The sequence below is a fragment of the Streptomyces sp. SCL15-4 genome (assembly GCF_033366695.1).
GTDB lineage: Bacteria > Actinomycetota > Actinomycetes > Streptomycetales > Streptomycetaceae > Streptomyces.
Genome location: NZ_JAOBTQ010000001.1, coordinates 2,715,684 through 2,740,990 on the forward strand (window position 1 = coordinate 2,715,684; position 25,307 = coordinate 2,740,990).

General features: G+C 70.4%; 21 protein-coding genes, 5 tRNA genes and 2 pseudogenes. 13 read left to right on the top strand and 15 right to left on the bottom strand.

Annotation, left to right across the window (positions count from 1 at the left end):
* Positions 1-446: 446 nt before the first annotated feature.
* Positions 447-944 carry a DUF4188 domain-containing protein gene (locus SCK26_RS11465; protein ID WP_318201198.1) on the bottom strand — a complete coding sequence of 166 codons (498 nt, stop codon included), beginning with the start codon at positions 942-944 and terminating at the stop codon, positions 447-449.
* 80 nt (positions 945-1,024) lie between these two features.
* On the opposite strand from SCK26_RS11465, the gene SCK26_RS11470 reads away from it, so the two are divergent.
* Positions 1,025-1,669, top strand: a complete 645-nt coding sequence (locus SCK26_RS11470) for a MerR family transcriptional regulator (protein ID WP_318201199.1) — start codon at positions 1,025-1,027, stop codon at positions 1,667-1,669.
* A 61-nt stretch (positions 1,670-1,730) separates the two neighbouring features.
* On the opposite strand, the gene SCK26_RS11475 is transcribed toward SCK26_RS11470, so the two are convergent.
* The 9 genes from SCK26_RS11475 to SCK26_RS11515 form a co-directional block, all read right to left on the bottom strand.
* Positions 1,731-1,803: transfer RNA gene (locus tag SCK26_RS11475), tRNA-Glu, on the bottom strand.
* Between the two features lie 28 nt (positions 1,804-1,831).
* Positions 1,832-1,903: transfer RNA gene (locus SCK26_RS11480), tRNA-Gln, on the bottom strand.
* Positions 1,904-1,924: 21 nt separating this feature from the next.
* Positions 1,925-1,997: transfer RNA gene (locus SCK26_RS11485), tRNA-Glu, on the bottom strand.
* A 29-nt stretch (positions 1,998-2,026) separates the two neighbouring features.
* Positions 2,027-2,099: transfer RNA gene (locus tag SCK26_RS11490), tRNA-Glu, on the bottom strand.
* A gap of 21 nt (positions 2,100-2,120) precedes the next feature.
* Positions 2,121-2,192: transfer RNA gene (locus SCK26_RS11495), tRNA-Gln, on the bottom strand.
* Positions 2,193-2,283: 91 nt separating this feature from the next.
* The gene (locus SCK26_RS11500) at positions 2,284-3,015 is read right to left on the bottom strand and encodes an HAD family hydrolase (protein ID WP_318201200.1); all 732 of its coding nucleotides are present in this window, start codon (positions 3,013-3,015) and stop codon (positions 2,284-2,286) included.
* 151 nt (positions 3,016-3,166) lie between these two features.
* Complete coding sequence (gene gltX / locus SCK26_RS11505; RefSeq protein WP_318201201.1) at positions 3,167-4,681, bottom strand: glutamate--tRNA ligase; 1,515 nt, start codon at positions 4,679-4,681, stop codon at positions 3,167-3,169.
* Positions 4,674-5,459, bottom strand: coding sequence for a fumarylacetoacetate hydrolase family protein (locus SCK26_RS11510; protein WP_318201202.1), 786 nt, complete (start codon positions 5,457-5,459; stop codon positions 4,674-4,676). The genes gltX and SCK26_RS11510 overlap by 8 nt, the downstream gene beginning before the upstream one ends.
* Positions 5,460-5,688: 229 nt before the next feature.
* Positions 5,689-5,883, bottom strand: a complete 195-nt coding sequence (locus SCK26_RS11515; protein WP_318201203.1) for a hypothetical protein — start codon at positions 5,881-5,883, stop codon at positions 5,689-5,691.
* 570 nt (positions 5,884-6,453) lie between these two features.
* On the opposite strand from SCK26_RS11515, the pseudogene SCK26_RS11520 reads away from it, so the two are divergent.
* The 9 genes and pseudogenes from SCK26_RS11520 (at position 6,454) to SCK26_RS11560 (ending at position 17,599) form a co-directional block, all read left to right on the top strand.
* Positions 6,454-10,417, top strand: a pseudogene (locus SCK26_RS11520) (nitrate- and nitrite sensing domain-containing protein).
* A 9-nt stretch (positions 10,418-10,426) separates the two neighbouring features.
* A complete protein-coding gene (locus SCK26_RS11525; protein ID WP_030346561.1) occupies positions 10,427-10,840 on the top strand; it encodes a roadblock/LC7 domain-containing protein in 414 nt (137 codons plus the stop codon).
* 171 nt (positions 10,841-11,011) lie between these two features.
* Positions 11,012-11,349: pseudogene (locus tag SCK26_RS11530) on the top strand (DUF742 domain-containing protein); the annotation flags it as partial.
* The gene (locus tag SCK26_RS11535) at positions 11,330-11,905 is read left to right on the top strand and encodes a GTP-binding protein (RefSeq protein ID WP_318201204.1); all 576 of its coding nucleotides are present in this window, start codon (positions 11,330-11,332) and stop codon (positions 11,903-11,905) included. The pseudogene SCK26_RS11530 and the gene SCK26_RS11535, both read left to right, overlap by 20 nt.
* A gap of 378 nt (positions 11,906-12,283) precedes the next feature.
* Positions 12,284-15,562, top strand: a complete 3,279-nt coding sequence (locus SCK26_RS11540) for a nitrate- and nitrite sensing domain-containing protein (protein WP_318201205.1) — start codon at positions 12,284-12,286, stop codon at positions 15,560-15,562.
* A 10-nt stretch (positions 15,563-15,572) separates the two neighbouring features.
* Positions 15,573-15,986: a roadblock/LC7 domain-containing protein gene (locus SCK26_RS11545; protein ID WP_004983065.1), complete on the top strand. Its 414-nt coding sequence runs from the start codon at positions 15,573-15,575 to the stop codon at positions 15,984-15,986.
* 96 nt (positions 15,987-16,082) lie between these two features.
* Complete coding sequence (locus SCK26_RS11550) at positions 16,083-16,661, top strand: DUF742 domain-containing protein (RefSeq protein ID WP_318201206.1); 579 nt, start codon at positions 16,083-16,085, stop codon at positions 16,659-16,661.
* On the top strand, positions 16,642-17,223 hold the full coding sequence (locus SCK26_RS11555; protein ID WP_093769009.1) for a GTP-binding protein: 582 nt from the start codon (positions 16,642-16,644) through the stop codon (positions 17,221-17,223). The genes SCK26_RS11550 and SCK26_RS11555 overlap by 20 nt, the downstream gene beginning before the upstream one ends.
* A gap of 91 nt (positions 17,224-17,314) precedes the next feature.
* Positions 17,315-17,599 (top strand): hypothetical protein, encoded by a 285-nt coding sequence (locus SCK26_RS11560; RefSeq protein ID WP_318201207.1) that lies wholly within the window; start codon positions 17,315-17,317, stop codon positions 17,597-17,599.
* A 69-nt stretch (positions 17,600-17,668) separates the two neighbouring features.
* On the opposite strand, the gene SCK26_RS11565 is transcribed toward SCK26_RS11560, so the two are convergent.
* The 4 genes from SCK26_RS11565 to SCK26_RS11580 form a co-directional block, all read right to left on the bottom strand.
* Positions 17,669-17,860, bottom strand: a complete 192-nt coding sequence (locus SCK26_RS11565; RefSeq protein ID WP_318201208.1) for an acyl-CoA carboxylase epsilon subunit — start codon at positions 17,858-17,860, stop codon at positions 17,669-17,671.
* A 20-nt stretch (positions 17,861-17,880) separates the two neighbouring features.
* Positions 17,881-19,476: an acyl-CoA carboxylase subunit beta gene (locus tag SCK26_RS11570; protein ID WP_318201209.1), complete on the bottom strand. Its 1,596-nt coding sequence runs from the start codon at positions 19,474-19,476 to the stop codon at positions 17,881-17,883.
* A gap of 154 nt (positions 19,477-19,630) precedes the next feature.
* The gene (locus SCK26_RS11575) at positions 19,631-21,931 is read right to left on the bottom strand and encodes a polysaccharide lyase 8 family protein (RefSeq protein WP_318201210.1); all 2,301 of its coding nucleotides are present in this window, start codon (positions 21,929-21,931) and stop codon (positions 19,631-19,633) included.
* A 34-nt stretch (positions 21,932-21,965) separates the two neighbouring features.
* On the bottom strand, positions 21,966-22,463 hold the full coding sequence (locus SCK26_RS11580) for a hypothetical protein (RefSeq protein WP_318201211.1): 498 nt from the start codon (positions 22,461-22,463) through the stop codon (positions 21,966-21,968).
* A gap of 214 nt (positions 22,464-22,677) precedes the next feature.
* Here SCK26_RS11580 and SCK26_RS11585 point away from each other — a divergent pair, with 214 nt between their 5' ends.
* Positions 22,678-23,286 carry a YceI family protein gene (locus SCK26_RS11585; RefSeq protein ID WP_318201212.1) on the top strand — a complete coding sequence of 203 codons (609 nt, stop codon included), beginning with the start codon at positions 22,678-22,680 and terminating at the stop codon, positions 23,284-23,286.
* A gap of 438 nt (positions 23,287-23,724) precedes the next feature.
* Here the strand turns inward: SCK26_RS11585 and SCK26_RS11590 are convergent, their stop codons facing one another.
* The gene (locus tag SCK26_RS11590) at positions 23,725-24,135 is read right to left on the bottom strand and encodes an ATP-binding protein (RefSeq protein WP_318201213.1); all 411 of its coding nucleotides are present in this window, start codon (positions 24,133-24,135) and stop codon (positions 23,725-23,727) included.
* A 112-nt stretch (positions 24,136-24,247) separates the two neighbouring features.
* On the opposite strand from SCK26_RS11590, the gene SCK26_RS11595 reads away from it, so the two are divergent.
* Both SCK26_RS11595 and SCK26_RS11600 read left to right on the top strand, forming a co-directional pair.
* Positions 24,248-25,069, top strand: a complete 822-nt coding sequence (locus SCK26_RS11595; protein WP_318201214.1) for a helix-turn-helix transcriptional regulator — start codon at positions 24,248-24,250, stop codon at positions 25,067-25,069.
* Positions 25,066-25,305, top strand: coding sequence for a DUF397 domain-containing protein (locus SCK26_RS11600; protein WP_318201215.1), 240 nt, complete (start codon positions 25,066-25,068; stop codon positions 25,303-25,305). Before SCK26_RS11595 ends, SCK26_RS11600 begins: the two co-directional genes overlap by 4 nt.
* Positions 25,306-25,307 lie beyond the last annotated feature (2 nt).

Below are 25,307 nucleotides of genomic sequence, written 5' to 3' on the forward strand. Positions count from 1 at the left end.
TTCTCCGAGGGCGGGGCGGCTCTTCGTTCCCTCTCTTTCGCGGGAGCGCGGTCTCCGCCCCCCGGACGGCAGGAGCGGTTCCTCCCCTCAAGGCGGCGTGACCGCCTTTCCGGAGCGCCGGGACTCTTCGCCTCGACCGAGCGCGGCCCCCTCCCCAAAGCGGCGCCACTCCTCCCTTCAAGGGGACGCGGCCTCCTCCTGGGAGCGGCGGCGCTCCCCCCCTCAAGGCAGCGCGACCTCCTCTCCCCGGTCGGCTCTCCGCCTTCCAGGAAGCCGGCTTCCTTCTCCGGGCGGGCGGATCCCCCCCCCCGTGAGAGCCGGCCGTCTCCCGGGCGGCGGGCAGCCGGGCCGAGGGGCGCGGGGCGTGGCGGTCCGCGGCTTCGCCGCGTGCGCGCGGGCGATGCCGCACGACCCGCCCCCGCCCCGCGCACGAGCCCCCGCGGCGCCTAGGCGTCCTCCGCTCCGGCCGACCGATGAGCGAACCGGTCCTTGGCATAGCGGCCCCGCTTCTCCAGCGGAACCTGACCGTGCGCCGCCGCCAGTCCGAACGCCGGCATGTCCCCGTAGACCGCCTCGTACGACCCCTCCGGCACGACGTACGTCTCGTGCCAGATCCCCACCTCCCCGCGCAGCCTCCCCGCCCGCTCCAAGCGGTTCAGCCGCGTCCACGCCTTGTGGTGGAACGCGTCCGGCGCCGTGGCGTAGGCGTACAGCTTCTCCTTCGACTCCCAGTACTGCACGACGTAGTACGTCCGCGGCGACGCCGTCAGCAGGACCTTGGCCAGCAGGCCCCGCCCGGGGTCCCGCTCCAGTTCGCGGAGCATGCGGAGCATGCCGAGCATCACCGGCAGCCACAGCCGCACGGCCCGGAAACGGTTGACGCGCATGCCGATCAGCAGGACGACGACCTCGCCCCGCGCGTCGGCGGTGGTACGGGACACCATGACTTCCCCCTTGTCGGTGAGCGGCGCTATCCAACGGCCGATGATTGGATAGTGCCCCTATCCAAGAAGGAGCGCAAGGGATGCGGCTTGCCGAGCTGAGCAGACGCAGCGGTGTGTCCACCGCGACGATCAAGTACTACCTGCGCGAGGGCCTGTTGCCGCCGGGCCGCCAGGTCAACACGACGACCGCGGAGTACGACGAGGAGCACCTGCGCCGGCTGCGGCTGGTGCGCGCGATGATCCAGGTGGGCCGGCTGCCGGTGGCGACGGTCCGCGAGGTGCTGGGGCACGTGGACGACGACTCCCTGGGCCGCTCCATCCGCCTGGGCGCGGCCCTGTGGGCGCTGCCGCAGGTGCCGGAGCCGGACGAGGAGGACGAGTACGTCCAGGCCGCGCACCGGGAGGTCGCCGCGCTGCTGGACCGGCTCGGCTGGCTCAACGCCAAGCTGCTCGCGACCATCTCCCCCGCGTACCGCTCGCTGGTGGTGGGGGTGGCCGCGTTCCGCCGGCTCGGCTACGACTGGGGCGCGGAACGGCTCGCGCCGTACGCCGAGTTGATGCACCGGACGGCCGTGCTGGACCTGGACAACCTGGAGACGCAGCCGACGGAGGCGGAGCGGATCGAGTTCGCGGTCCTGGGGGCGATCGTCAACGAGCCGCTGCTGCGGGCTCTGCACCGGCTGGCCCAGGAGGAGGAGTCGGCGCGGCGGTACGGCTTCGGCTGAGCCGGCGGGCCGCCGGATACGGCAAAGGCCCTCCACCGAGGTGGAGGGCCTTTCCCGGATGTACCCCCGACCGGATTCGAACCGGCGCTACCGCCTTGAGAGGGCGGCGTGCTAGGCCGCTACACAACGGGGGCGTGGATCTTACGTTTCCGCAGATCCGAGCTGGTCTACCTGGACTCGAACCAAGACTAACTGAACCAGAATCAGTCGTGCTGCCAATTACACCATAGACCAATGATGGTTTAGACCAGTCAGTACCCCCGACCGGATTCGAACCGGCGCTACCGCCTTGAGAGGGCGGCGTGCTAGGCCGCTACACAACGGGGGCCCTAGCGATCCCGACAAGATCGAGATCAGTACCCCCGACCGGATTCGAACCGGCGCTACTGCCTTGAGAGGGCAGCGTGCTAGGCCGCTACACAACGGGGGCTTTGCAGATGAGCTCTGCGAGCTGGCCTACCTGGACTCGAACCAAGACTAACTGAACCAGAATCAGTCGTGCTGCCAATTACACCATAGGCCACTGGAACTCAAGCCCCTGCCGGGGTTCTCGTTCTAGCTTGCTCCTCGGGGCTTCGGCCTTTCGGCCCGCGCCCCTCGGCGCAGAAAGAACATTACCCGAAGGTGGACGGGGCTCCAAAACGGGTATCGGCGCGGACGAGCGCGGGGAGTTCGGCGAGGGTCGTGATCCGGTGCGCGAGGGGCTGTCCGGCGGGTCGCGCCAGGACGGTCCCGCGGTCGATCCACACGGACAGCAGCCCGGCCTCGGCGGCGCCCCGGCCGTCGATCTCCGGGTGGTCCCCGACGTAGGCCACCTCGTGCGGTGGCAGGCCCAGTGCCTCGCAGGCCGCCAGGAAGGCGCCCGCCTCCGGTTTGGAGACGCCCAGCTCGGCCGCGCACAGGACGGATTCGAAGCGGTCGAGGAGGCCGAGGGTGCGCAGCTTGTGCTCCTGGACCGTGATGCTGGAGTTGGAGAGCACCGCGTGCCGGTGGCCGGCCGCGAGGGCGTCCAGGGCGGGCAGGACGTCCGGGAACAGGCTCCAGGCGGCCTCGTAGTGGACCAGATAGCGGCCGAACCAGGCGTCGGCCTCGTCGTCGGTGAGGTCCCGGCCCACGAAGACGCGGGTGCGGTCGCGACGCTGTGTGACGAAATCCACCTCTCCGGCGGAGAACCGGGCCCACTGGACGTCGGTGATCTCCCGCCAGCGCACCAGCGCCCGCTCCACGTCGCCGTACGCGGCGAGCAGCCCCTCGGCCAGCAGATGGGCCCGCATGCCCGCCCGGTCCGCGGTCGTGTAGTCGAAGAGGGTGTCGTCCACGTCCCAGACGACGGCTCTGATGGTCATGTCCCGACCGTACCGCCGGACCGCGAGCCGTTCCGGAGGACGAGGCGTTCGCGCGCGGGTCACCGCCCGCGCAAGGGAGCCGACGCGCGGTGACACGCGCGAGGGGCGGCACCCGGGGTTTCCGGGTGCCGCCCCTCGTGTGCGGCGTCGGTTACGCGGTGAGCCTGGCCAGGGCCGCGTCGATCCTGGCCAGCGTCGCGTCCTTGCCCAGGACCTCCAGGGACTCGAACAGGGGCAGGCCGACGGTGCGGCCGGTGACGGCCACGCGGACCGGCGCCTGGGCCTTGCCGAGCTTGAGTCCGTGCGCCTCGCCGGCGGCCAGGACGGCCTCCTTCAGCGACTCGGCCGAGGTCCAGTCCGCCGCTTCCAGCTTCTCGCGGGCCGTGCGCAGCAGGGCGTCGGAGCCCTCCTTCATCGCCTTCGTCCAGCTCGCCTCGTCGAAGACCGGCTCCGGCAGGAAGAGGAAGTCGACGTTGGCGGTGATCTCCGACAGGACCTTCAGGCGGGTCTGGGCATGCGGGGCGATCGCCTGCCACTTGGCCTCGTCGAAGTCCTCCGGCGCCCAGGGCGCGAACGGGGCTCCCAGCCACGGCCGGCAGCGCTCGGTGAACTCCGCCGCCGTCAGCATGCGGATGTGGTCGCCGTTGATCGCCTCGCACTTCTTCAGGTCGAAGCGCGCCGGGTTGGGGTTGACGTCGGAGATGTCGAAGGCCTGGACCATCTCCTCGATCGTGAAGATGTCCTTGTCGGCGGAGAGCGACCAGCCCAGCAGCGACAGGTAGTTGAGCAGTCCCTCGGGCAGGAAGCCCTGCTCGCGGTAGAGGTTCAGCGAGGACTGCGGGTCGCGCTTGGACAGCTTCTTGTTGCCCTCGCCCATGACGTAGGGCAGGTGGCCGAACTCCGGGACGCGCTGGGCGACGCCCAGCTCGATCAGCGCCTTGTACAGCGCGATCTGGCGCGGGGTGGAGGAGAGCAGGTCCTCGCCGCGCAGGACGTGGGTGATCTCCATCAGGGCGTCGTCGACCGGGTTGACCAGCGTGTACAGCGGGGCGCCGTTCGCGCGGACGATGCCGTAGTCGGGCACGTTCTCCGGGGTGAAGGTCAGCTCGCCGCGGACCAGGTCGGTGAACGTGATCGTCTCGTCCGGCATCCGGAACCGGACGATGGGCTCACGGCCCTGCGCCTTGTACTGCTCGACCTGCTCGGCGGTCAGCTCGCGGCAGTGGCCGTCGTAGCCGGAGGGCCGGCCGGCGGCGCGGGCGGCCTCGCGGCGGGTGTCCAGCTCCTCCTGGGAGCAGTAGCAGTGGTAGGCGTAGCCACCGTCGAGGAGCTTGCCGGCGACGTCCTTGTAGAGGTCCATCCGCTGCGACTGGCGGTACGGCGCGTGCGGGCCGCCGACCTCGGGGCCCTCGTCCCAGTCGAAGCCGAGCCAGCGCATCGCGTCGAGGAGCTGGTTGTAGGACTCCTCGGAGTCGCGGGCCGCGTCGGTGTCCTCGATGCGGAAGACCAGGGTGCCCTGGTGGTGCCGGGCGAACGCCCAGTTGAACAGGGCGGTGCGCACCAGGCCCACGTGCGGGTTACCGGTGGGCGAGGGACAGAAACGGACGCGGGGGGGTGCCCCCTGCTCGAGCGGAGCCGAGAGCTTGGGGGAGGGTGCGCTAGCCACGCTTGACAACCTTGTTGGTGAGAGTGCCGATGCCTTCGATGGTGACGGCGACCTCGTCGCCGACGTTCAGGGGGCCGACCCCCGCGGGGGTTCCGGTGAGGATGACGTCGCCGGGGAGCAGCGTCATGGCCTCCGAGATGTTGACGACCAGGTCCTCGATGGAGTGGATCATCTCGCTCGTGCGGCCCAGCTGGCGCTGTTCGCCGTTGACGGTGAGCTGGATGGTCAGGTCGCCCGCGCGGGCGAGGTCGAGGCCGGTCTCCACCCAGGGGCCGAGCGGGCAGGAGCTGTCGAAGCCCTTGGCCCGGGCCCACTGCTTCTCGCGCTTCTGCACGTCGCGGGCGGTGACGTCGTTGGCGCAGGTGTAGCCGAGGATGACGTCCTTGACGCGCTCGCGCGGGACCTCGCGGCACATGCGGCCGATCACGACGGCCAGCTCGGCCTCGTGGTGCAGCTCCCGGGAGAACGACGGGTACCGGATCTCGTCGCCGGGGCCGATCACCGAGGTGGACGGCTTGAAGAAGGCGAACGGCGCCTCGGGAACCTCGTTGCCCAGCTCGCGCGCGTGCTCGGCGTAGTTGCGGCCGAAGGCCACGACCTTGTTGGGGAGCACCGGCGGGAGCAGGCGGACCTTGCTCAGCGGCACCTTCGTCCCGGACAGTTCGTAGTCCGCGAACGGGATGCCCTTGATGATGTCGAGGACGAGTTCGTCCTGCTTGTCGCCCTCGACCGCGCCGAAGGCTACGTTCCCGTCGATGGAGAACCTGGCGATGCGCACGGGATGCTCGCGCCCCTCGTTTGAGAACCGGCGTATTGACGCCCCAGGTTATCGGAGCTATGGGCCGCTCACCGCTGCCGGGTGTGTCGTCGCAGGTCAGAGGCGGGTCACCGGGGTTCGGCGCGGAGCCGGCGCACCTCGTGCCCGGCGTCTTCCCGCCGGGCGGACACGGACGCGGCCGGAGTGATCGTCGCCCGATCCCTCCGGCCGCGTCCGGTGAAGCCGTGGGTCACTCGCCCGCCGGGGCCCCCGAGCCCACCGGGATCTCCATGAGGACGGTGCGCCGGGGGTTGGCCGTCTGGGCGGGGAGGTCGATGGAGTGCTCCGGCAGCTCGGGCGTGTGCAGCTCGCCGGCGTCCTTCAGGTGCGCCAGGGTGGTGCGTCGCGGGTTGGCTATCTTGCGGAACATCATCGTCGTCTTCACCGTTGTCGTCCTGTGGCCTCTGGTCGAGTGGGTTGGCAGAGTCGTCCGTCTCGTAAAGCGTCAGGCTAAACATCCGATTCCCCGGTGAAGTCGCCTTCTGTCCCTGAGAAGTGTGTGAGTTTGCTCACGAACTCACGGGCAATTCGGTCAATTCCGACCGCCAATCGGCCCCAACGAAACGGACATTGGACACCTGAAGCCACCATTCCGCTCCTGATCATGGCGACTGGGACACCAGGCCACACCCGTCGACTCGCCGAATTATGACCGTTATCGACCGAATCCGGGTCCACGACCGGTAGTTCGTCACTCACACGTTGTCACGGAGGTCACAGCTCGGCCCACTGCCCTTGTTGGAGATCCTGCACTGTGCTGGAATTCCACGGACCGCCGCGGGATCGAGCCGGCGCGCAGGGGCGCAACACAGCGCCGAGCGGCGGCGGGACAGGGGGAGCCAGCGCCGGTCACTCAAGACCACCCGGGGGGCGTTTTCAGGGCGCTCCCCACAACGCCGACACCGTGTCCCTCCGTTCATGCGGAGGGGCGCCTGGTCCAGAGGTTGCGACGCTAGTGCAGGGACGTTTCAAGAGGGATGGCAGCGCTTCGGCGGAGCCGGAGCCGCACGGCGGGGCCGACCGCGGTTCGACGCCCCAGCACGCCCAGAACCCGGGTCCGGCCCCGGCCAAGGACGGCGGTGAGCGCGCCGGACGCCCCGGCGCCCCCACCCTGTCGGCCCCCGCGAAGACGGCTCCCTCCGGCGCCCCCACGCCGACGGTGAAGCCCGCCCCGGGCGGCTCCGTCGGCTCCGGTTCCCGGATGCACCTGCGCAACTGGCGCATCTCCACCCGCCTGGTCTCGCTGCTCGCGCTCCCCGTGGTCGCGGCCACCACGCTGGGCGCCCTGCGCATCAACGAGAACCTGAACGACATCCAGCAGCTCGACAACATGAAGCTGCTGACGGAGATGACCAAGCAGGCCACCGAGCTGGCCGCGGCGCTCCAGGAGGAGCGCGACCAGTCCGCCGGCCCGCTGGCGCACGGCGGCCTGAAGGCGAACGACTACCAGATCAAGGCCTACCAGCAGAAGACCGACCGGGCCCGCGACGAGTTCCTCGACGACTCCGAGAAGATCGACGCGGCGAGCAAGGACGGCAAGCTCCAGGGCGTGCGCGACGCGCTCGTCGGTCTCGCCAACCAGCTGGACGACCTGGCCAAGATCCGCCAGAAGTCGTACGCGTCGGAGCGCAACGCCTCGCAGACGGTCGAGTCCTACCACCGGCTCATCACCCAGCTGATCGGCCTCTCCCAGGACATGGCCGAGGCGTCCAGCAACCCGGAGATGATCTCCCGTACCCGCGCCCTGGCGGCCTTCTCCACCGCCAAGGAGTACGCCTCCGTACAGCGGGCCATGATCGCCGCCGCGCTCCCGGCGACCCCCGCCACCAAGGGCGACCTCTCCGAGAACGACCGCCTCTACGGCCAGTCGGCGTACGAGAGCGAGAACTCCGAGCTGGCGATCTTCCGGAAGATCTACGCGGACCACGACGCCGAGGAGCTGCTGAAGCCGATCGACGAGGGCAACCCGACGATCGAGGCCGCCGACACCTACGCCAAGCGCTCCTTCGAGTCCCCCGACGGCCTGCAGCAGTTGCCGGCGCGGTCCTACAAGGACTGGGTGGACGACAGCTCGACCAAGATCGAGCAGATGAAGAAGATCGAGCACACGCTCCTGGAGGAGATGGAGCAGAAGGCCCGCGAGCTGAAGAGCGCCACCGAGCGGGAGGCCATCTTCTCCGGTGTGCTGATCCTGCTCGTGCTCGGTGTCTCGCTGGTCGGCGCGTTCGTCGTGGCCCGCTCCATGATCCGCTCGCTGCGCCGGCTCCAGGAGACCGCCACCAAGGTCGCCCAGGACCGCCTGCCCGAGCTGGTCAAGCAGCTCTCCGAGTCCGACCCGCAGGACGTCGACACCTCCGTGGAATCGGTCGGTGTGCACTCCCGGGACGAGATCGGCCAGGTGGCCGCGGCCTTCGACGACGTGCACCGCGAGGCGGTCCGCCTCGCCGCCGAGCAGGCCCTGCTGCGGGGCAACGTCAACGCGATGTTCACCAACCTCTCGCGCCGCTCCCAGGGTCTGATCCAGCGCCAGCTGTCGCTGATCTCCGAGCTGGAGTCCCGCGAGGCCGACCCGGACCAGCTGTCCTCGCTGTTCAAGCTGGACCACCTCGCCACCCGTATGCGCCGTAACGGCGAGAACCTCCTCGTGCTCGCGGGTGAGGAACCGGGCCGCCGCTGGACCCGTCCCGTCCCGCTGGTCGACGTGCTGCGTGCCGCCGCGTCCGAGGTGGAGCAGTACGAGCGCATCGAGCTGGCCGCGGTGCCCACCACCCAGGTCGCCGGCCGGGTCGTCAACGACCTCGTGCACCTGCTCGCCGAGCTGCTGGAGAACGCGACCTCGTTCTCCTCGCCGCAGACCAAGGTCAAGGTCACCGGTCACGCGCTGCCCGACGGCCGCGTCCTGATCGAGATCCACGACACCGGTATCGGCCTGTCCCCGGAGGACCTCGCCGCGATCAACGAGCGGCTCGCCTCGCCGCCCACCGTGGACGTGTCGGTGTCCCGCCGCATGGGTCTGTTCGTGGTCGGCCGGCTCTCCCAGCGTCACGGCATCCGCATCCAGCTGCGCCCGTCCGACTCCGGTGGTACGACCGCGCTGGTCATGCTGCCGGTGGACGTCGCCCAGGGCGACAAGAAGCCGACGCCGGGCAAGCCCGGGGCGCCCATGTCCACCGGTGGTCCCGCGGCCGCGCAGGCCGCCGCCGGTGCGGCAGCGGCCAGGCGGCAGACCGGCAACAACGGCGGTGGTCCGGCCGGCGGGGCTGCTCGGCGGCGGTCCGGGCCCGCGCGGCCAGGTCGGCTCCGGCCAGGGCCCGCGGGCCTCGCTGCCCGGCACCGGCCAGGGCGGCCGTCCCGGTGCGCCGGGCGGGGCACGCGGTCCGCAGGGCGGTCCCGGTGCCGCGCCGCAGCAGGGCGGCCGGATGCCGGCCGGTTCCGGCGCGGGCGGCTTCGGCGGCCAGGCGCCCGGTGCGCCGCAGGGCCTCCAGGCCGCGCACCCGAACGGCCCTCAGCAGGACCTGTTCGGCAGCGGCAGCGGTAGCGGCGGCCGCGGCCGCAAGCGCTCCGGCGGTCCGGCGGACCAGGGACGCCGGCCCCAGCTGCCGCCGCGCGGCGGTCCGCGGGCCGAACTGCCCGGCGGCGAGCCGCAGTCCCGCACCCCGGGCTGGGCCGACGCCCAGGCCCCGCTGTCCCGTGCCTCGCTGGACACCCCGCGCGGCCACGACGAGCAGGACCCGGCACAGACCTCGCACCTGCCGCGCGTGGACGACCGGCAGGGTCCGGGCTCCACCGCGGAGATGCCCCGCATCGACGCCCAGGGCCCGGCCCCGACGGACGGGTTCCCGCGCGCCGAGCTGCCCGGCCCGGCCCAGCGGACCGGCCAGTACGCGCAGCCCGACACGACCCGGCAGACCGGCCAGTTCGCCCGCCCGGACGACCTCCGGACCACGGGCCAGTACCCGCAGCCGGACGACGGCCGGAACACGGGCCAGTACCCGCAACTCGACAACGCGCAGACCACGGGCCAGTACCCGCAGCCCGACAACGCGCAGACCACGGGCCAGTACCCGCAGCCCGACGACGGCCGGAACACGGGACAGTTCGCCCGCCCGGACGACCTCCGGACCACGGGCCAGTACCCGCAGCCGGACGCCGAGTGGCAGGCGGGACCCTTCGACGGTCCCGGCGGCCGGCAGGACACCGGTTCGTTCGCCCGCTCCGACGTGTTCGGCGCTCCCGGCGCCGGCCGGCCGGACCACGGCACGCAGCACACGGGCCAGTTCCCGGCGCCGCAGGCCCCGCAGGCGTACGACGGCGGGTACGACGGCGGCTCCACCGGGCAGCACGCGCTGCCGAGCGCCGACCGGACCGGGCAGTTCGAGCGCCCGCAGCCGGCCGGCCGTGACGACTTCGGCGCCCCGCGCCCGCCGGCCCCGCAGCAGCAGCGGCCGGCCCGCCAGGAGCCGGAGGCTCTGCCGCCGGCCAGCGGCCCGGGTGACGGCCGTACGCCGCTGTTCGACACGCTGGAGACCAACTGGTTCCAGCAGCAGCAGGACCAGGAGAACGCGGCCGCGGCCGCGCAGCAGCAGGCGCCCGCGCCCGCTCCGCAGCGGTCCGGGTCGAACACCGGCTCCTGGCGGACCTCGCCGAACGACGAACTCGTCCGGCAGGCCGAGCGCGTGCGGCAGCCCGCCGCGGGCGGGGTCACCACCTCCGGCCTGCCGCGCCGTGTACCCCGGGCCAACCTCGTGCCCGGCACCGCCCAGCAGCAACAGCACCAAAGCGGTCCGCAGGTCTCGCGTGCGCCCGATGACGTACGCGGACGGCTGACCAATCTTCGTCGGGGTATCGCTCAGGGCCGTCAGGCCGGCAGCGGCCAGACCGGCAGCTTCCCGAGCCCCACTCACCAGCAGGAGCGTTAGTTGAGTCCGATGAGCCAGGCGGCACAGAACCTGAACTGGTTGATCACCAACTTCGTGGACAACACCCCTGGGGTGTCCCACACAGTGGTGGTCTCCGCCGACGGCCTTCTGCTGGCGATGTCCGAAGGCTTCCCGAGAGACCGCGCCGACCAGCTGGCGGCCGTCGCCTCCGGGCTGACCTCGCTGACGGCCGGGGCGTCCCGGATCTTCGAGGGCGGCACCGTGGCACAGACGGTCGTCGAGATGGAGCGCGGGTTCCTCTTCCTGATGTCCATCTCGGACGGGTCGTCCCTCGCGGTCCTGGCCCACCCGGACGCGGACATCGGCCTCGTCGGCTACGAGATGGCACTGCTCGTCGACCGCGCGGGTGCGGTACTCACCCCGGACCTGCGCGCCGAACTCCAGGGCAGTCTGCTCCACTGACCGGCCCCGGCACCACCCACCTCACAAAAACACCGTCCGGCCGCCACAATCCCCCCACCGGCCCCGTCAGACGGCTTGACTGACCAACTTGCTGTCCCGCCCGGAGGATTCATGACCCCGCCCACCGCCCATCATGATCCGTACGCGGAGCCGTACGGGGACGAGGGCGATCAGCCGCTGGTGAGGCCCTACGCCATGACCGGCGGCCGGACCAGGCCCCGCTACCAGCTCGCCATCGAGGCGCTGATCAGCACCACGGCCGACCCGGCAGCGCTCATGGGGCTGCTCCCGGAGCACCAGCGCATCTGCCATCTGTGCCGTGAGGTCAAGTCGGTCGCGGAGGTCTCGGCGCTGCTGAACATGCCGCTCGGCGTGGCCAGGATCCTGGTGGCCGACCTCGCCGAGGCCGGCCTGGTCGCCATCCACCAGCCGGTGGCGACGAGAACAACGGCGGCGCTCCTGACGTGACGCTGCTCGAAAGGGTGCTCAGTGGACTTCGCAAGCTCTGACACGGGTCGGGCCACCACCTCCGCGAAGATCGTGGTGGCGGGCGGCTTCGGCGTGGGCAAGACCACGTTCGTCGGCGCCGTCTCGGAGATCAACCCGCTGCGCACAGAGGCCGTCATGACGTCCGCGTCGGCCGGCATCGACGACCTCACCCACACCGGAGACAAGACCACCACCACGGTGGCCATGGACTTCGGCCGCATCACCCTGGACCAGGACCTCATCCTCTACCTGTTCGGCACCCCCGGACAGGACCGCTTCTGGTTCATGTGGGACGACCTGGTCCGCGGCGCCATCGGCGCCATCGTCCTCGTCGACACCCGCCGCCTCGCCGACTGCTTCCCCGCCGTCGACTACTTCGAGAACTCCGGCCTGCCCTTCGTCATCGCCCTCAACGGCTTCGACGGACAACAGCCCTACAGCCCCGACGAAGTCCGCGAAGCACTCCAGATCGGCCCCGACACCCCCATCATCACCACCGACGCCCGCCACCGCGCCGACGCCAAGAGCGCCCTCATCACCCTCGTCGAACACGCCCTCATGGCACGCTTGAAGTAGCACCCAAGTGCGACGGGCAATACGGCAGTTGTCGTAAAGGTTTGGGAGCCGGCTGTGGCCTTTGACACGGTCGGCTCCGATGTTCATAACAGTTCGGCAGAGGTATGGCCGGGTATCACCACGCCACGCGGTCGAACGGTGCCGCTGCGCGCACAAACGTCCCGCCTTTTGGCAAGGCTCGCTCTTTATGACCGTTTTATCTGGCGTTTACAACGGCTCCATCACAGGGTCCCGCTGTTTGGAATCGCGCTGGTCCACGTGCTGGAATGCCTGAACTGCCCAATGGTCGAAGACGTACTCCGTAGTGGTCTGTGGCGAACCGGGCTCTGAGAGACTGCGGCACACGTAGGTGCCGACCGCCGAGAGGTTGTTGGTCGAGTGAGGCGAAGCAAGAACGGTCCCGAGCCGTCGGCGCGGGGCAACTTCACCCCGCCGCCGCGCGCTGCGGCGCCCACCCCCGTTCCCGGTGCGGAGCCGGCAGCGGCTCCGGCGTCCGGCGGCCGTCTCTCGCCTCGCAACTGGCGGGTGCCGACCCGGCTGAACGCGATCCTGCTCATACCCGCGCTGGTCGGCCTCGTCATGGGCGGCTTCCAGGTGAAGGGCTCGATCGACACCTGGCAGGAGGCCCGCGACGCCGAGAACACGGCCCGTCTGGTGCGCGCCGCCCTCGCCTACGCCGACGCGCTGGAGAACGAGCGCGACATCACCGCCGAGCCGCTGCTCCTGAAGAAGAAGGACGCGGAGAGCAAGCAGACCGTCGACAACGCCCGCAAGGCCACCGACCAGGCCGCCGCGGTGTTCGAGGAAGCCGCGAAGAGCGCGCCGGACAAGTCCGGTCTCAAGCGCCGGCTGTCGCTGTTCCACGAGGCCGAGCCCGAGCTGGCCAGGCTGCGGCAGGCCGCGTACACCTCCCGGGTGACCGGCGTGAAGACCGAGGAGGGCTACGTCGAGGTCGCCCACCCGCTGATGGAGTTCGCCAACGAACTCGGTCTGGGCACCGGAAACATCACCTCCTACGGCCGTACCGTCTACGCCATCTCGCTGACCAAGGCGGCGCTGTCGCTGGAGCGGTCGATCGGTACGCACCTGCTGGTCAAGCCCGGTCCGGACGCCCCGAACCTCACGACCCAGCAGATCTCCCTGTCCTCGTACACCTACCTGGAGCGCATCGCGCTGGAGGAGTACCGGGGCGGTGGCACCGAGGCCGACGCGCAGAAGCTGAAGGACGCCACGACGAAGGTCGAGGCGGACGCCGCCGCGCTGGCCCGCAAGGCCAAGAGCGAGAACCCGGACTACGTCGCCCCGCCGTCCGACCCGGCCGACATGGTCACGGCGCTGGCCACCATGAAGGACACCGGCTCGCTGACCCGTGCCGGGCTGGCCGCCAAGGGCATCACCGCCGACAACTGGTTCGCGGTCAACACGCTGAAGTACAAGGCGTACCGCCAGATCGAGGCGGACATGGCCGACAAGGCGGTGAGCGAGGCGTCCGGCATCGCCGACGACGCCAAGACCTCCGCCCTGATCACCGGTGCCGTGGTGGTCATCGGTCTGCTGGCCGCGTTCATCCTGGCCGGTCTGGTGGCCCGGCAGATGAGCCGCGCGATGCGCCGGCTGCGCAACGCCGCCTTCGGCATCGCCGAGCAGCGGCTGCCGATGCTGGTCGACCAGCTCTCCCGCACCGACCCCGGCCGGGTCGACACCCGGGTCGAGCCGATCCCGATCACCAGCAAGGACGAGATCGGCGAGGTCGCGCGCGCCTTCGACCAGGTGCACCGCGAGGCGGTCCGGCTCGCCTCCGAGCAGGCGCTGCTGCGGGGCAACATCAACGCGATCTTCACGAACCTCTCGCGCCGCAACCAGTCGCTGATCGAGGGCCAGCTGACCCTGATCACCGACCTGGAGAACAACGAGGCGGACCCGGACCAGCTGGAGAACCTGTTCAAGCTGGACCACCTGGCCACCCGTATGCGCCGCAACGGCGAGAACCTCCTCGTGCTCGCCGGCGAGGAGCCCGGCCGCCGCTGGGACCAGCCGGTGCCGCTGGTCGACGTGTTGCGCGCCGCCTCCTCCGAGGTGGAGCAGTACGAGCGCATCGAGCTGTCCGGTGTGCCGGAGGCCGAGATCCACGGCCGCGCGGTCACCGACCTGGTGCACCTGCTGGCCGAGCTGCTGGAGAACGCCACCACGTTCTCCTCCCCGCAGACCAAGGTGCGCGTCACCGCGACCCGGCTGCCCGACGGCCGCGTCATGATCGAGATCCATGACAAGGGCATCGGTCTGACCGCCGAGGACTTCGCGGACATCAACCACAAGCTGGCCAACCCGCCGACCGTGGACGCCGCGATCTCCCAGCGCATGGGCCTGTTCGTGGTCGGCCGGCTGTCCGACCGGCACGGCATCCGGGTCCAGCTGCGTCCCTCGGGCGAGCAGGCCGGCACCACGTCGCTGGTCATGCTGCCGGACGCGATCACGCACGGCGGTGGCGGCGAAGTCCCGCTGGAGCGCGAGGAGTTCACCGTCTCGCAGATCATCCCGGAACAGCAGTTCCAGGGTGGGGCCCCCGGCGGTCAGCAGCAGCCCGCGCGCACCGCCGCCGAGCTGGGCTTCGACGACAGCCGGTACACCGAGGGCCCGGACGGCGTCCGCGAGCTGGACCCCGTCGGCCGCACCCGGCTGCGCGAGGAGCGCCGCGCCGCCCTGGAGGCCCAGGCGCACGGACAGCAGCACGCCGAGCCGCAGCACGAGACGGCCGAGGCCGCCTACCAGGACCCGTTCACCGGCCGGCAGCAGGCGTACCAGGAACAGCCGCAGCAGGCGTACCAGGAACAGCAGGCGTACCAGGAGCAGCAGGCGTACGAGGCGCCTGCGTACGAAGAGCAGCACACCGGGACGTACGAGGAACAGCACACCGGGTCGTACGAGCGGCCGTACGAGCAGCCGTACGACGAGCAGTACTACGCGCCGACGGGCGAGGTGCCGCAGCACGAGGGCTTCCTGGCCGGCGGCGGTTACGCCGAGCCCGAGGCGCCGTATGCGGAGCCCGCTCAGCAGCCGTCCTACCAGGACGACTGGCCGCAGCAGGACGGTTACCGGAACGGCTATCCGGCCCAGTACGCTCCGGAAGCGGAATCCGCGCAGGCCGCTGACGCGAGCGAGCACAACGGCGTAGGCTTCGACCGTCCGGGTACGGCCTCTCCCGCCGCGCACGCGCTGACCGATGCCGGGCTGCCCCGCCGTGGCTCCGCCGCGAGCGGTTCCCACGGCGCCGGCTCCGCGAACGCGAATGCGAACGGCACGGCGCGCGTGCGGCAGGATGCGGCGTCCCCGGCACCGGGGAGCGCGCAGGGCACGGGCGGCGACGGCGACTGGCGGTCGGCGAACGACGAGCGGTGGCAGCAGGCCGCGCAGCTCAAGAAGCCCAAGGCAGGCGGGGTCACCGCGTCCGGTCTGCCGCGGCGGGTGCCCAAGGCCAACCTGGTCGAGGGTTCCGCCGAATCCACCCCCCAGGGAGGCCCCCAGGTCTCCCGCGCCCCGGAGGACGTCCGGGGCAGGCTGAGCAACCTGCGTCGGGGCGTCCAGCGCGGGCGCAGCGCAGGCAGTGATACGAACGGCCAGGGCTTCGGTCCTGACAGCACCTACAACCAGGAGCGTTAGTGTGAGCCCGATGAGCCAGGCGGCACAGAACCTGAACTGGTTGATCACCAACTTCGTGGACAACACCCCGGGGGTGTCCCACACGGTGGTGGTCTCCGCCGACGGACTCCTTCTGGCGATGTCCGAAGGCTTTCCCCGCGACCGCGCCGACCAGCTCGCGGCCGTCGCCTCCGGTCTGACCTCGCTGACCGCCGGTGCCTCGCGCATCTTCGAGGGCGGCAGCGTGAACCAGACGGTTGTGGAGATGGAGCGAGGATTCCTCTTCATCATGTCCATCTCCGACGGCTCGTCCCTCGCGGTGCTGGCCCACCCGGAGGCGGACATCGGACTCATCGGGTACGAGATGGCCCTTCTGGTGGACCGCGCGGGCACGGTTCTCACCCCGGATCTCCGCGCGGAGCTCCAGGGAAGCCTTCTCAACTAGTAATCGGACGATGCGTATACGTGTCCCGGGGTCGTAAGGTTTCGGGACGCGGCTTCCACAGGGATGGGTGCCCGGCGCGGTTCGGAGGAGGAGAAAGTGGCAACACCCCCAGGCGGTTCGTCTTCGGGCAATTGGTCGTACGGACCAGCCCAGGGCCAGAACGACGGCTCGGCGAACCCGTACGACTTCCCCTCCGCTCCCAGCCACCGCCGGCCCTACGCCCCGCAGGGTCCGGGCCCGTACAACCAGCCGCCGTACGACCAGCCGCAGGCGCCGCGCATCCAGCCGGTCCAGCCGCAGCGCCGCCCGGAGCCGGCCCCGGCCTCGGCGTCGAACAACCCCCTGGTGCGTCCGTACGCCATGACCGGCGGCCGGACCCGCCCGCGCTACCAGCTCGCCATCGAGGCACTGGTGCACACCACCGCCGCTCCGCACCAGATGCAGGGACAGTTGCCCGAGCATCAGCGGATCTGCAACCTGTGCCGGGAGATCAAGTCGGTGGCCGAGGTCTCGGCCCTGCTGACGATCCCCCTCGGCGTGGCCAGGATCCTCGTCGCCGACTTGGCGGAGGCGGGCCTGGTCGCCATCCATCAGCCCGGCGGCGACGAGAACGCCGGTGGCCAGCCAGACGTGACACTGCTCGAAAGGGTGCTCAGTGGACTTCGCAAGCTCTAGCGGCGGTCCTTCCCGCTCCACCACCTCCGCGAAGATCGTGGTGGCGGGCGGCTTCGGCGTGGGCAAGACCACGTTCGTCGGCGCCGTCTCGGAGATCAACCCGCTGCGCACAGAGGCCGTCATGACGTCCGCGTCGGCCGGCATCGACGACCTCACCCACACCGGAGACAAGACCACCACCACGGTGGCCATGGACTTCGGCCGCATCACCCTGGACCAGGACCTCATCCTCTACCTGTTCGGCACCCCCGGACAGGACCGCTTCTGGTTCATGTGGGACGACCTGGTCCGCGGCGCCATCGGCGCCATCGTCCTCGTCGACACCCGCCGCCTCGCCGACTGCTTCCCCGCCGTCGACTACTTCGAGAACTCCGGCCTGCCCTTCGTCATCGCCCTCAACGGCTTCGACGGACAACAGCCCTACAGCCCCGACGAAGTCCGCGAAGCACTCCAGATCGGCCCCGACACCCCCATCATCACCACCGACGCCCGCCACCGCGCCGACGCCAAGAGCGCCCTCATCACCCTCGTCGAACACGCCCTCATGGCACGACTGCGGTAACCGGGCCGCACCGGGCAACCGATGAAGGCTCCTGTCGCTCTTCCTGGGCGACAGGAGCCTTCGTCGTGAGCGCGTGCGGGCGGGTACGGGGATGAATGTGATCGAGGTCGACGGCTGGAGCGCGCTGCTGTGGGCGGCGTTGCTGCTGGTGCCGAGCGCGCTGGTGTCCTCGGCCCTGCTGTTCCCGCTGCGGGCCCGGCTGCGCAGCCCGCTGGTCCTCGGCTGGCTGACCACGTTCCTCACCGCCGTCCTGCTGCCGCTGTGGACGCCGGGCCTGCGCCTGACCTCCCTGTGGCCGGCGGTCTGCGTGGCCACCCTGTCGCTGCCCCTGGACCCGTGGCTGCGAAAGCGGGACGAGGGCCGGCAGGACGGGTGAGCGCCCGGACACACCTCGGCCCCGCCCTCCCGGAGGAGCGGCGGGGCCGAAGTGGAAGCGATGCGGGGCTCAGTGCCAGCTGTGCGGGGCGCGGAAGCCGGGCTCGCGCTCCAGGCGGCGCCAGGCCGCTCGGGCGCGCAGGCGGTGGGTCGGGGCCGGGGCGGGCTGGGCGGCGGCTCGGGCCAGGAGGAGGGCCGTGAGGGCGGCGACTTCCTCGGGCTCGGCGTGGCCCTTTTCGACGCGGATGTCGGGAGTGCTCATGAGTGTCGGTCTCCGTGAGGTCACTGGGGCGGGTTGCCGTGCTTGCGGGAGGGCAGGTCGGCGTGCTTGGTGTGCAGCATCGCCAGCGACTTGGCCAGCACCTCGCGGGTCTCGGTGGGGTCGATGACGTCGTCGACCAGGCCCCGTTCGGCCGCGTAGTACGGGTGCATCAGCTCGGCCTTGTACTCCTTGACCATCTTCTGCCGCATGGCCTCGGGGTCCTGGGCGGAGGCGATCTGCCGGCGGAAGATGACGTTGGCCGCGCCTTCCGCGCCCATCACGGCGATCTCGTTCGTCGGCCACGCGTAGGTGAGGTCGGCGCCGATCGACTGGGAGTCCATGACGATGTAGGCACCTCCGTACGCCTTGCGCAGGATGAGCGAGATCCTCGGCACGGTGGCGTTGCAGTAGGCGTACAGCAGCTTCGCGCCGTGGCGGATGATTCCGCCGTGCTCCTGGTCGACGCCGGGAAGGAACCCGGGGACGTCGAGGAGGGTGACGATCGGGATATTGAAAGCGTCACACATCTGGACGAAACGCGCAGCTTTTTCACTCGCCTCGATGTCCAGGACGCCGGCGAGGACCTGGGGCTGGTTGGCGATGATGCCGACGACCTGGCCGTCGAGGCGGGCGAGAGCGCAGATGATGTTGCGCGCCCAGCGCTCGTGGACCTCCAGGTACTCGCCGTCGTCGACGATCTCCTCGATGACCTTGGCCATGTCGTAGGGCCGGTTGCCGTCGGCCGGGACCAGGTCGAGCAGGACGTCGCTGCGGCGGTCGACGGGGTCGGTGCACTCCACGCGCGGCGGGTTCTCGCGGTTGTTCTGCGGGAGCAGCGAGAGGAGGTAGCGCACCTCGGCGATGCACGTCTCCTCGTCGTCGTACGCGAAGTGGCAGACGCCGGAGGTCTCGGCGTGGACGTCGGCGCCGCCCAGGCCGTTCTGGGAGATCTCCTCGCCGGTCACCGCCTTGACCACGTCCGGGCCGGTGATGAACATCTGCGAGGTCTCGCGGACCATGAAGACGAAGTCCGTGAGGGCCGGTGAGTACGCGGCGCCGCCCGCGCACGGGCCGAGCATCACCGAGATCTGCGGGATGACACCGCTGGCCTTGGTGTTGCGCTGGAAGATGCCGCCGTAACCGGCGAGCGCGGAGACACCCTCCTGGATACGGGCGCCGGCGCCGTCGTTCAGGGAGACCAGCGGGGCGCCGGCCGCGATGGCCATGTCCATGATCTTGTGGATCTTGGTGGCGTGGGCCTCGCCCAGCGCGCCGCCGAAGATCCGGAAGTCGTGGGCGTAGACGAAGACCGTGCGGCCCTCCACCGTGCCCCAGCCGGTGATGACACCGTCGGTGTACGGCTTCTTCGCCTCCAGGCCGAAACCGGTCGCCCGGTGCCGGCGCAACTGCTCGACCTCCTGGAAGGAGCCGGGGTCGAGGAGCAGCTCGATCCGCTCCCGCGCCGTCAGCTTGCCCTTGGCGTGCTGCGCCTCGGTCGCCTTCTCGCTCGGACCCGCCACGGCCCGCGCACGGATGTCGTGCAGCTCGGCGACCCGTCCGCGCGCGTCCGTCGGCTCGCCGGTCGGCTCACCCGTCGTCTCTTCCAAAACGGTCATGTAGCGACCTTACGAAGGACACCAAGAAAAGCGAGCCGTCGACTCTGTACAGTCTCCGGCCCGTTTTCCTGGTACGAGTGAACAGAACCAGCGCGGAATGCAGCCGTTCCGACTGCTCAGGAGGGCATCTCGTTGTAGGGAGACCACAAACCGATCAGCTGAGAGTCACCTCACATTCACGGGTGGCACATGCCATCCCCGGAGTGACACGCAGCCTCAGACGGCGGTCCGCCGACAGCACCTCGACGCCGTCGCCGGCCCGGACGACCGCGCGCACCGGGTGCTCCCAGACCAGCTCCAGCGGGGCTCCGGTGCGGAGCGGCTCGCTGATCCGGAGCGCGGCCGTACGGCCGCGGCGGACGACGAGCACGCTCGCGCCGGCCGAGACGCTCAGCTCCCCCACCGTACCGGCCGTCCAGAAGGTGCACGCCGTCAGCCCCGGCCCGGGGACGGCGACGGCCTGGGCGGTGGTGTCGTTGGCGAGGACGGTCAGCCAGTGCCGGTCGGCCGCCCGGGCGGCGGTCTCGGCGCGGGTGGCGCCTGGCAGCAGGACGTAGGCGTAGCGGGCGTCGGCCGGGTCGGTGCCGTGGTCGAGCCAGAGGGTCTGCCAGCGCCGGGTGCGCCGCTCGGGGCTGCTGGTGGTGTTGATGTCGGACCAGGCGCCGGTGCGGTCCTCGCGCAGGGTGCGCAGTGCGCCGCCGTGCGGCAGGAGCCAGCCGCCGTGGCCCTCCAGGTGCGCCCAGTCCCGGCCGCGTACGAGGCGCCGGGCGCCGTTCTCCCCCAGGTTGCGGTTGTCCACGACCGTCTCGACCGGGACGCCGTCGGCGCAGGAGATCCCGGCGCCGAGGCAGACCACCGCGTCGTCGAGGAAGAACCAGGACTTGTGGGCGCGGAGGGTGGAGCCGAGGCCCCGGAGGTGCTGGCCGACGGCCGCGTAGGTGCCGTCGGTGGTGCCGCCGACCCAGCGGACGTCCGGTCTGGCGGCGCCCCATTCGCCGCCGGCCCGGTCGGCGAGCCGCCGGGTGGAGACGGTGGTGCCGGGCAGCCGGTACCAGTCGACGGTGGGCCAGTACCAGTCGGTGTACTGGTCGCCGCTCCCTCGCGGCCACCACGAGAGCATGCCGGAGCCGGTGTGCCAGCCGCGCGGGTTCTCGCCGTTGCCGCATTCGTAGTGGGCGATGCGGTCGCTGGACATGGCGAGGGCGGCGGTGAAGCGGGAGGTGCGGTGGACGGCGCGGTCCATGGCGGGAAAGAGCCGGTGGCCGAGGGGTTCGGGGGCGGCGGGCACGGGCGAGGCGGCGACGGCGTGCAGCCGCGCGAGATCGGCGACGCCGAACTGACGGGACGTCAGCATCGGCGTCACGGCGTCCCGTTCGATCCATCCCTTGATGCGGCCGTACCACCGCTCGCGCTCCGGCTCGCTCGCGCCGCCGGCGAGGAGGGCGATGGCGGCGATCAGGGCCTGCCCGTGGTAGTGGTCGCCGCGCATCACGCCCTGGTCGTCGGAGCGCGGCAGACCCCGGCTGATGGCACGGCCGTTGACGCAGTCCATGACCAGTCCGTCGTGGATCAGCGGCGCGTAGGCGTGCTCGACGCTGTCGAGGACGTTCTGCCGGGCCGGGTCGGTGATCTCCCACTGCGAGCCGGCGAGCAGCGCGAACAGCCGCCCGAGGCCGTCGAGCAGGACCTGGCCGTACGTGCCGGAGTAGGCGACCCAGGTGTGCTGGACGAAGGAGCCGTCGGCGTAGAGGCCGTCGCCCTGGGTGACGTACGGGAAGACGGGCGAGAGGGCGTCGCGGGCGAGGGCGATCTTCTGCGGGTTGCGGCCGAGGATGCCGCGCAGGGCGACCGAGCGGCACAGGTCGACGCGGTTGGCGCCGGTGGAGGTGCCGGAGTAGTCGGTGAGCATCGTGTCCGGCAGGAAGTGGTCGACGGCCGCGCAGGCCGCCGCGACCCGGTCCGGGCCCGCCTGCGCGTACAGCGCGGCGGTGATGTCCATCAGCAGGCGGGGGCTGCCGATCTGCCACTCCCACCAGTTGCCGTAGCGGGTGGTGGCCGGGTGGTAGACGGTGGCGGACAGGTGGTCGAGGCCGCGCAGCACGTCGGTGAGCAGGACCGGGTCGCCGGTGGTGCCGGTGCCGGTCTGGACGTACGCCTGGGTCATGGTCCACAGGCGGCCGTAGCTGAAGGTGATGCCGGAGGGCGGGTCGAAGGGGTGGCCGGGCCAGAGGGAGGCGGGGCCGGGGAGCATGGCGGCCTGGAACTCCCCTGCCTTCCGGCCGAGTTCGGCGAGGCGGGAGGCGTACGGTTCGGCAGCCGGGTCGTATCCGGTGCCGAGTGTGATGCCGAGCCAGCGTTGGCGCAGCGTCTCGTACGGGTCGGTGCCGGCCGCCCGTGCGCCCCACCCGGGGGTGGCGGCGAGGGCGGCGGCCAGCAGCAGTGCGCGTCGGGTCATGCCGAGGGGCCCGGTCACCGCCCTCGCCCGCCGCTCAGCAGCCGCCGCAGTTGTAGTAGAGGACGTCCCAGTGGCTGCCCTCGTCGGCGTAGATGTTCCCGGAGCCGGACTTGTACTGCGGAGCGCCGTCGCCGCGCAGGCCGATGTACGTGAAGGTGTTCTTGACGTACGACGTCACGCACGTGTTCTTGCCGTAGTCGAGCTTGTAGCCGTTCCAGTGGGAGTAGGTGCCGGAGGCGTGGCCGGTCTCGGTGCCGCCGGTGATGTTGAGCGCGCAGCCACTGGCTCCCTTGAGGGTCTGGGCGCCCTGGGCGGTGGCGAGGTTGAGCTGCTCGAAGGACGTACAGGTGGGGTTGTTCCGGTCCGAGCAGTTGCCGGAGGACGACCAGGTGATGCCGACCTGGCGGAACATCGAGGTGGCGGTGGCGTGGCTGATCTTCGTGACGGCGAAGGCGTCGGTGGCGGTGCCGACGACGGCGACGCCCGGGGCGACGACGAGGGCGAGGGCGGTGAGCAGCGAGCGGGTTTTCATGGGGTGCCTTCCTGCGGTGGGCCGGGTTGTCCTGGGGCGCGCTGTGCAGGGGGTGCAGGCAGATGGTGCCCGAGGGAGTGGGGGGTGCACCAGAGGGGTGAAGGGGTGACTGTGCGCGAGTGTGGCGACACGGCGAGGTTGTAGTTGAACGTTGAACAGATTGGGGTTATGGTCGGAGCCGGAACTTAGTTCAACGTTCAACCAGGAGCACGTCATGGGCATCTTCGGCCGCAGGAACACCACCCAGACCGTCACCGCCGCGCCGGCCTCCACCGGTCCCGACCTGACCGCGCTGACCGGCGACTACGCCATCGACCCGGCGCACAGCACGATCGGGTTCGTCGCCCGGCACGCCATGGTCACGAACGTCAAGGGCGGGTTCGGCGACTTCACCGGCACGCTGCATCTGGACGGGGCCGATCCCGCGAAGTCCACCGCCGTGCTGGATGTCCGGGTGGAGAGCATCGACACGGGCAACGCGGACCGGGACACGCACCTGAAGTCGGCGGACTTCTTCAAGACGGACGAGTTTCCGATGATGACGTTCCGCTCCACCGGGGCTCAGGCGCTGGGCGGCGAGGACTACCGCGTCACCGGTGAGCTGTCCCTGCTCGGTGTCACCAAGCCGCTGACCATCGACCTGGAGTTCAACGGCTCCGCCAAGGACCCGTTCGGCAACGAGCGTGTGGGCTTCACCGGCAAGGCGGAGATCCTGCGGTCGGAGTGGGGACTGACATGGAACGCGGCGCTGGAGACGGGCGGGGTGCTGGTCTCCGACAAGGTGAAGCTGACGTTCGACATCTCGGCGATCAAGCAGGCGTGAGGTGGGTTCGGGGCCCGCCGTGGGTGTGGGCTCCGGTGTTCGGCAGTGGCTGTTGGGCCGCTCGCATCCCATGGGCCTTGGTGTGGCCGATTCGGGGGACGGGGGCTCTGCCGTGGAGGTGCTGGGGGGCGAGGGGGTTAGTTATGGACGGGTGTTCCAAAACTAACCACCGGGTGGATAGGCCGACAGGCCGGTGAGGCCCGGCCGCCGCCCGGGGAACCCGAAAGAGCCCGTGTGGTGCCACCGGCTGGTCCGATGACGGCCGCCGGACGCCCACCGACCCGGCGTGCTGGCGAGGCGCGACCGCGCATCCCTCGCCGACGATGCGGACGCAGCCGACCCCAGGGACCGACGAGGTCGAGCCGGCCACTTTCCCCGGGCCGCCCGCTCGCTTCTTCCCCGTGCACGACACTGGCCGAGAAGCAGGCGGCCCCACGGTCACTTTCTCAGGAACTCACACCACACGATCTTTCCTGGGTTCCGCTCCCCCACGCCCCACTTGTCCGCCAACGCCGCGACCAGGAGCAGTCCCCTGCCGTGCTCCGCGTTCGCGTCCGGCGCCGGGTCCGGACAACGGATCTCGCCCGGGCCGCTGTCGTGCACCTCCACCCGTAGGGCGCCGTCCGCGTGCAGGACCAGGCGGAGGAGGAAGCCACGGCCCGGAGGGACGCCGTGGACAAGGGCATTGGTCGCCAGCTCGCTCACGCAGAGCATGACGTCGTCGCCGCGCTCGGCCGCCGCCCAGTCGATCAGGGCCTGCCGTGCGAATTGCCGTGCGAGCCGTACCGACCTGCGGTCCCGCCGGTAGAACGCCTGGCGTGTGTGGGGGTGTTGGGTTTGTGCATTCACGAGGCCAATGTCACTGTGCGTCACTACGCTGGGGCAGTGAGTGAAGTCGTAGTCCTCATTACTACGAGTCCACTACGACAGATCGGCGTGCATACGGGGGAAAGGAACGGCCATGCACGTGGCACCCAGGCCCAAGAAGGTCGGTTCGTGGTACGCGGTCGGCGCACTCGTCGCCCACTACCGCAAGAAAGCACACTTCACACAGGAACAACTGGCCGAGATGGCCAACATCTCCGTCGACACAGTGAGGTCCATCGAGCAAGGGAGGCTGGCCCTACAGCCGGATCGTGCCGAACAGTTCGATGAACTTCTGGAAACGGGCGGCGCCTTAACGGTGGTCGTCGCCAGGCTGCCAGTACGGGATCGGATCGTTCAGTTCGCTCAGGGACTGGTCGATCACGAGCAGGAGGCGGTGAGCATCCTCTCGTATCAGAGTCTGGTGGTTCCAGGGCTACTTCAGACACCAGAGTATTGCCGTGCGGTGTTCGACTACCGATACCCAGCGCTCGGTAGCGAAACAGCCGAGCAGTGGGTTCAGGCTCGCATGGACCGACAAGTGATTTGGCAACGGGATCGCCCTCCCGTCGGCCACTTCGTTCTGGAAGAGAGCATCCTGCGGCGGGAGGTGGGCGGCCCGGAAGTCATGCGCGCACAGATTCGGCAGATCCTGGAGTACACCGAGCCGTCCCACATGAGCTTTCAGATCATGCCCGAGAGTCGGACGCCACATGCATGTCTCGACGGCCCCATGGTGCTACTTGAGACTCCCGAGTACGAGCGCCTGGTCTACCTGGAGGTTCAGCGCGCCAGTTTTCTCGTTGATGATCCCAACGAGGTCAGCGATTACCACCTCCAGTATGGAATGCTGCGGTCCCAGGCCCTCCCACCCGACAAGAGCGTGGGCCTGCTGAAAGGACTGCTAGGAGAGTCATGAACACCGCAGCGGCACTCGCATGGTTCAAGTCCAGCTACAGCGGCAGTCAGGGCGGCGACTGCGTCGAACTTGCCTACACCTGGCGCAAGTCCAGCTACAGCAGCAACGAAGGCGGCAACTGCGTAGAGGTGGCCTCCCACCCCGCCGCCATCCACATCCGCGACTCCAAGGCCCCCACCGGCCCCACGCTCACCCTCTCCCCCGCCACCTGGAGCGACTTCCTCAAGGGCGTCTAGCC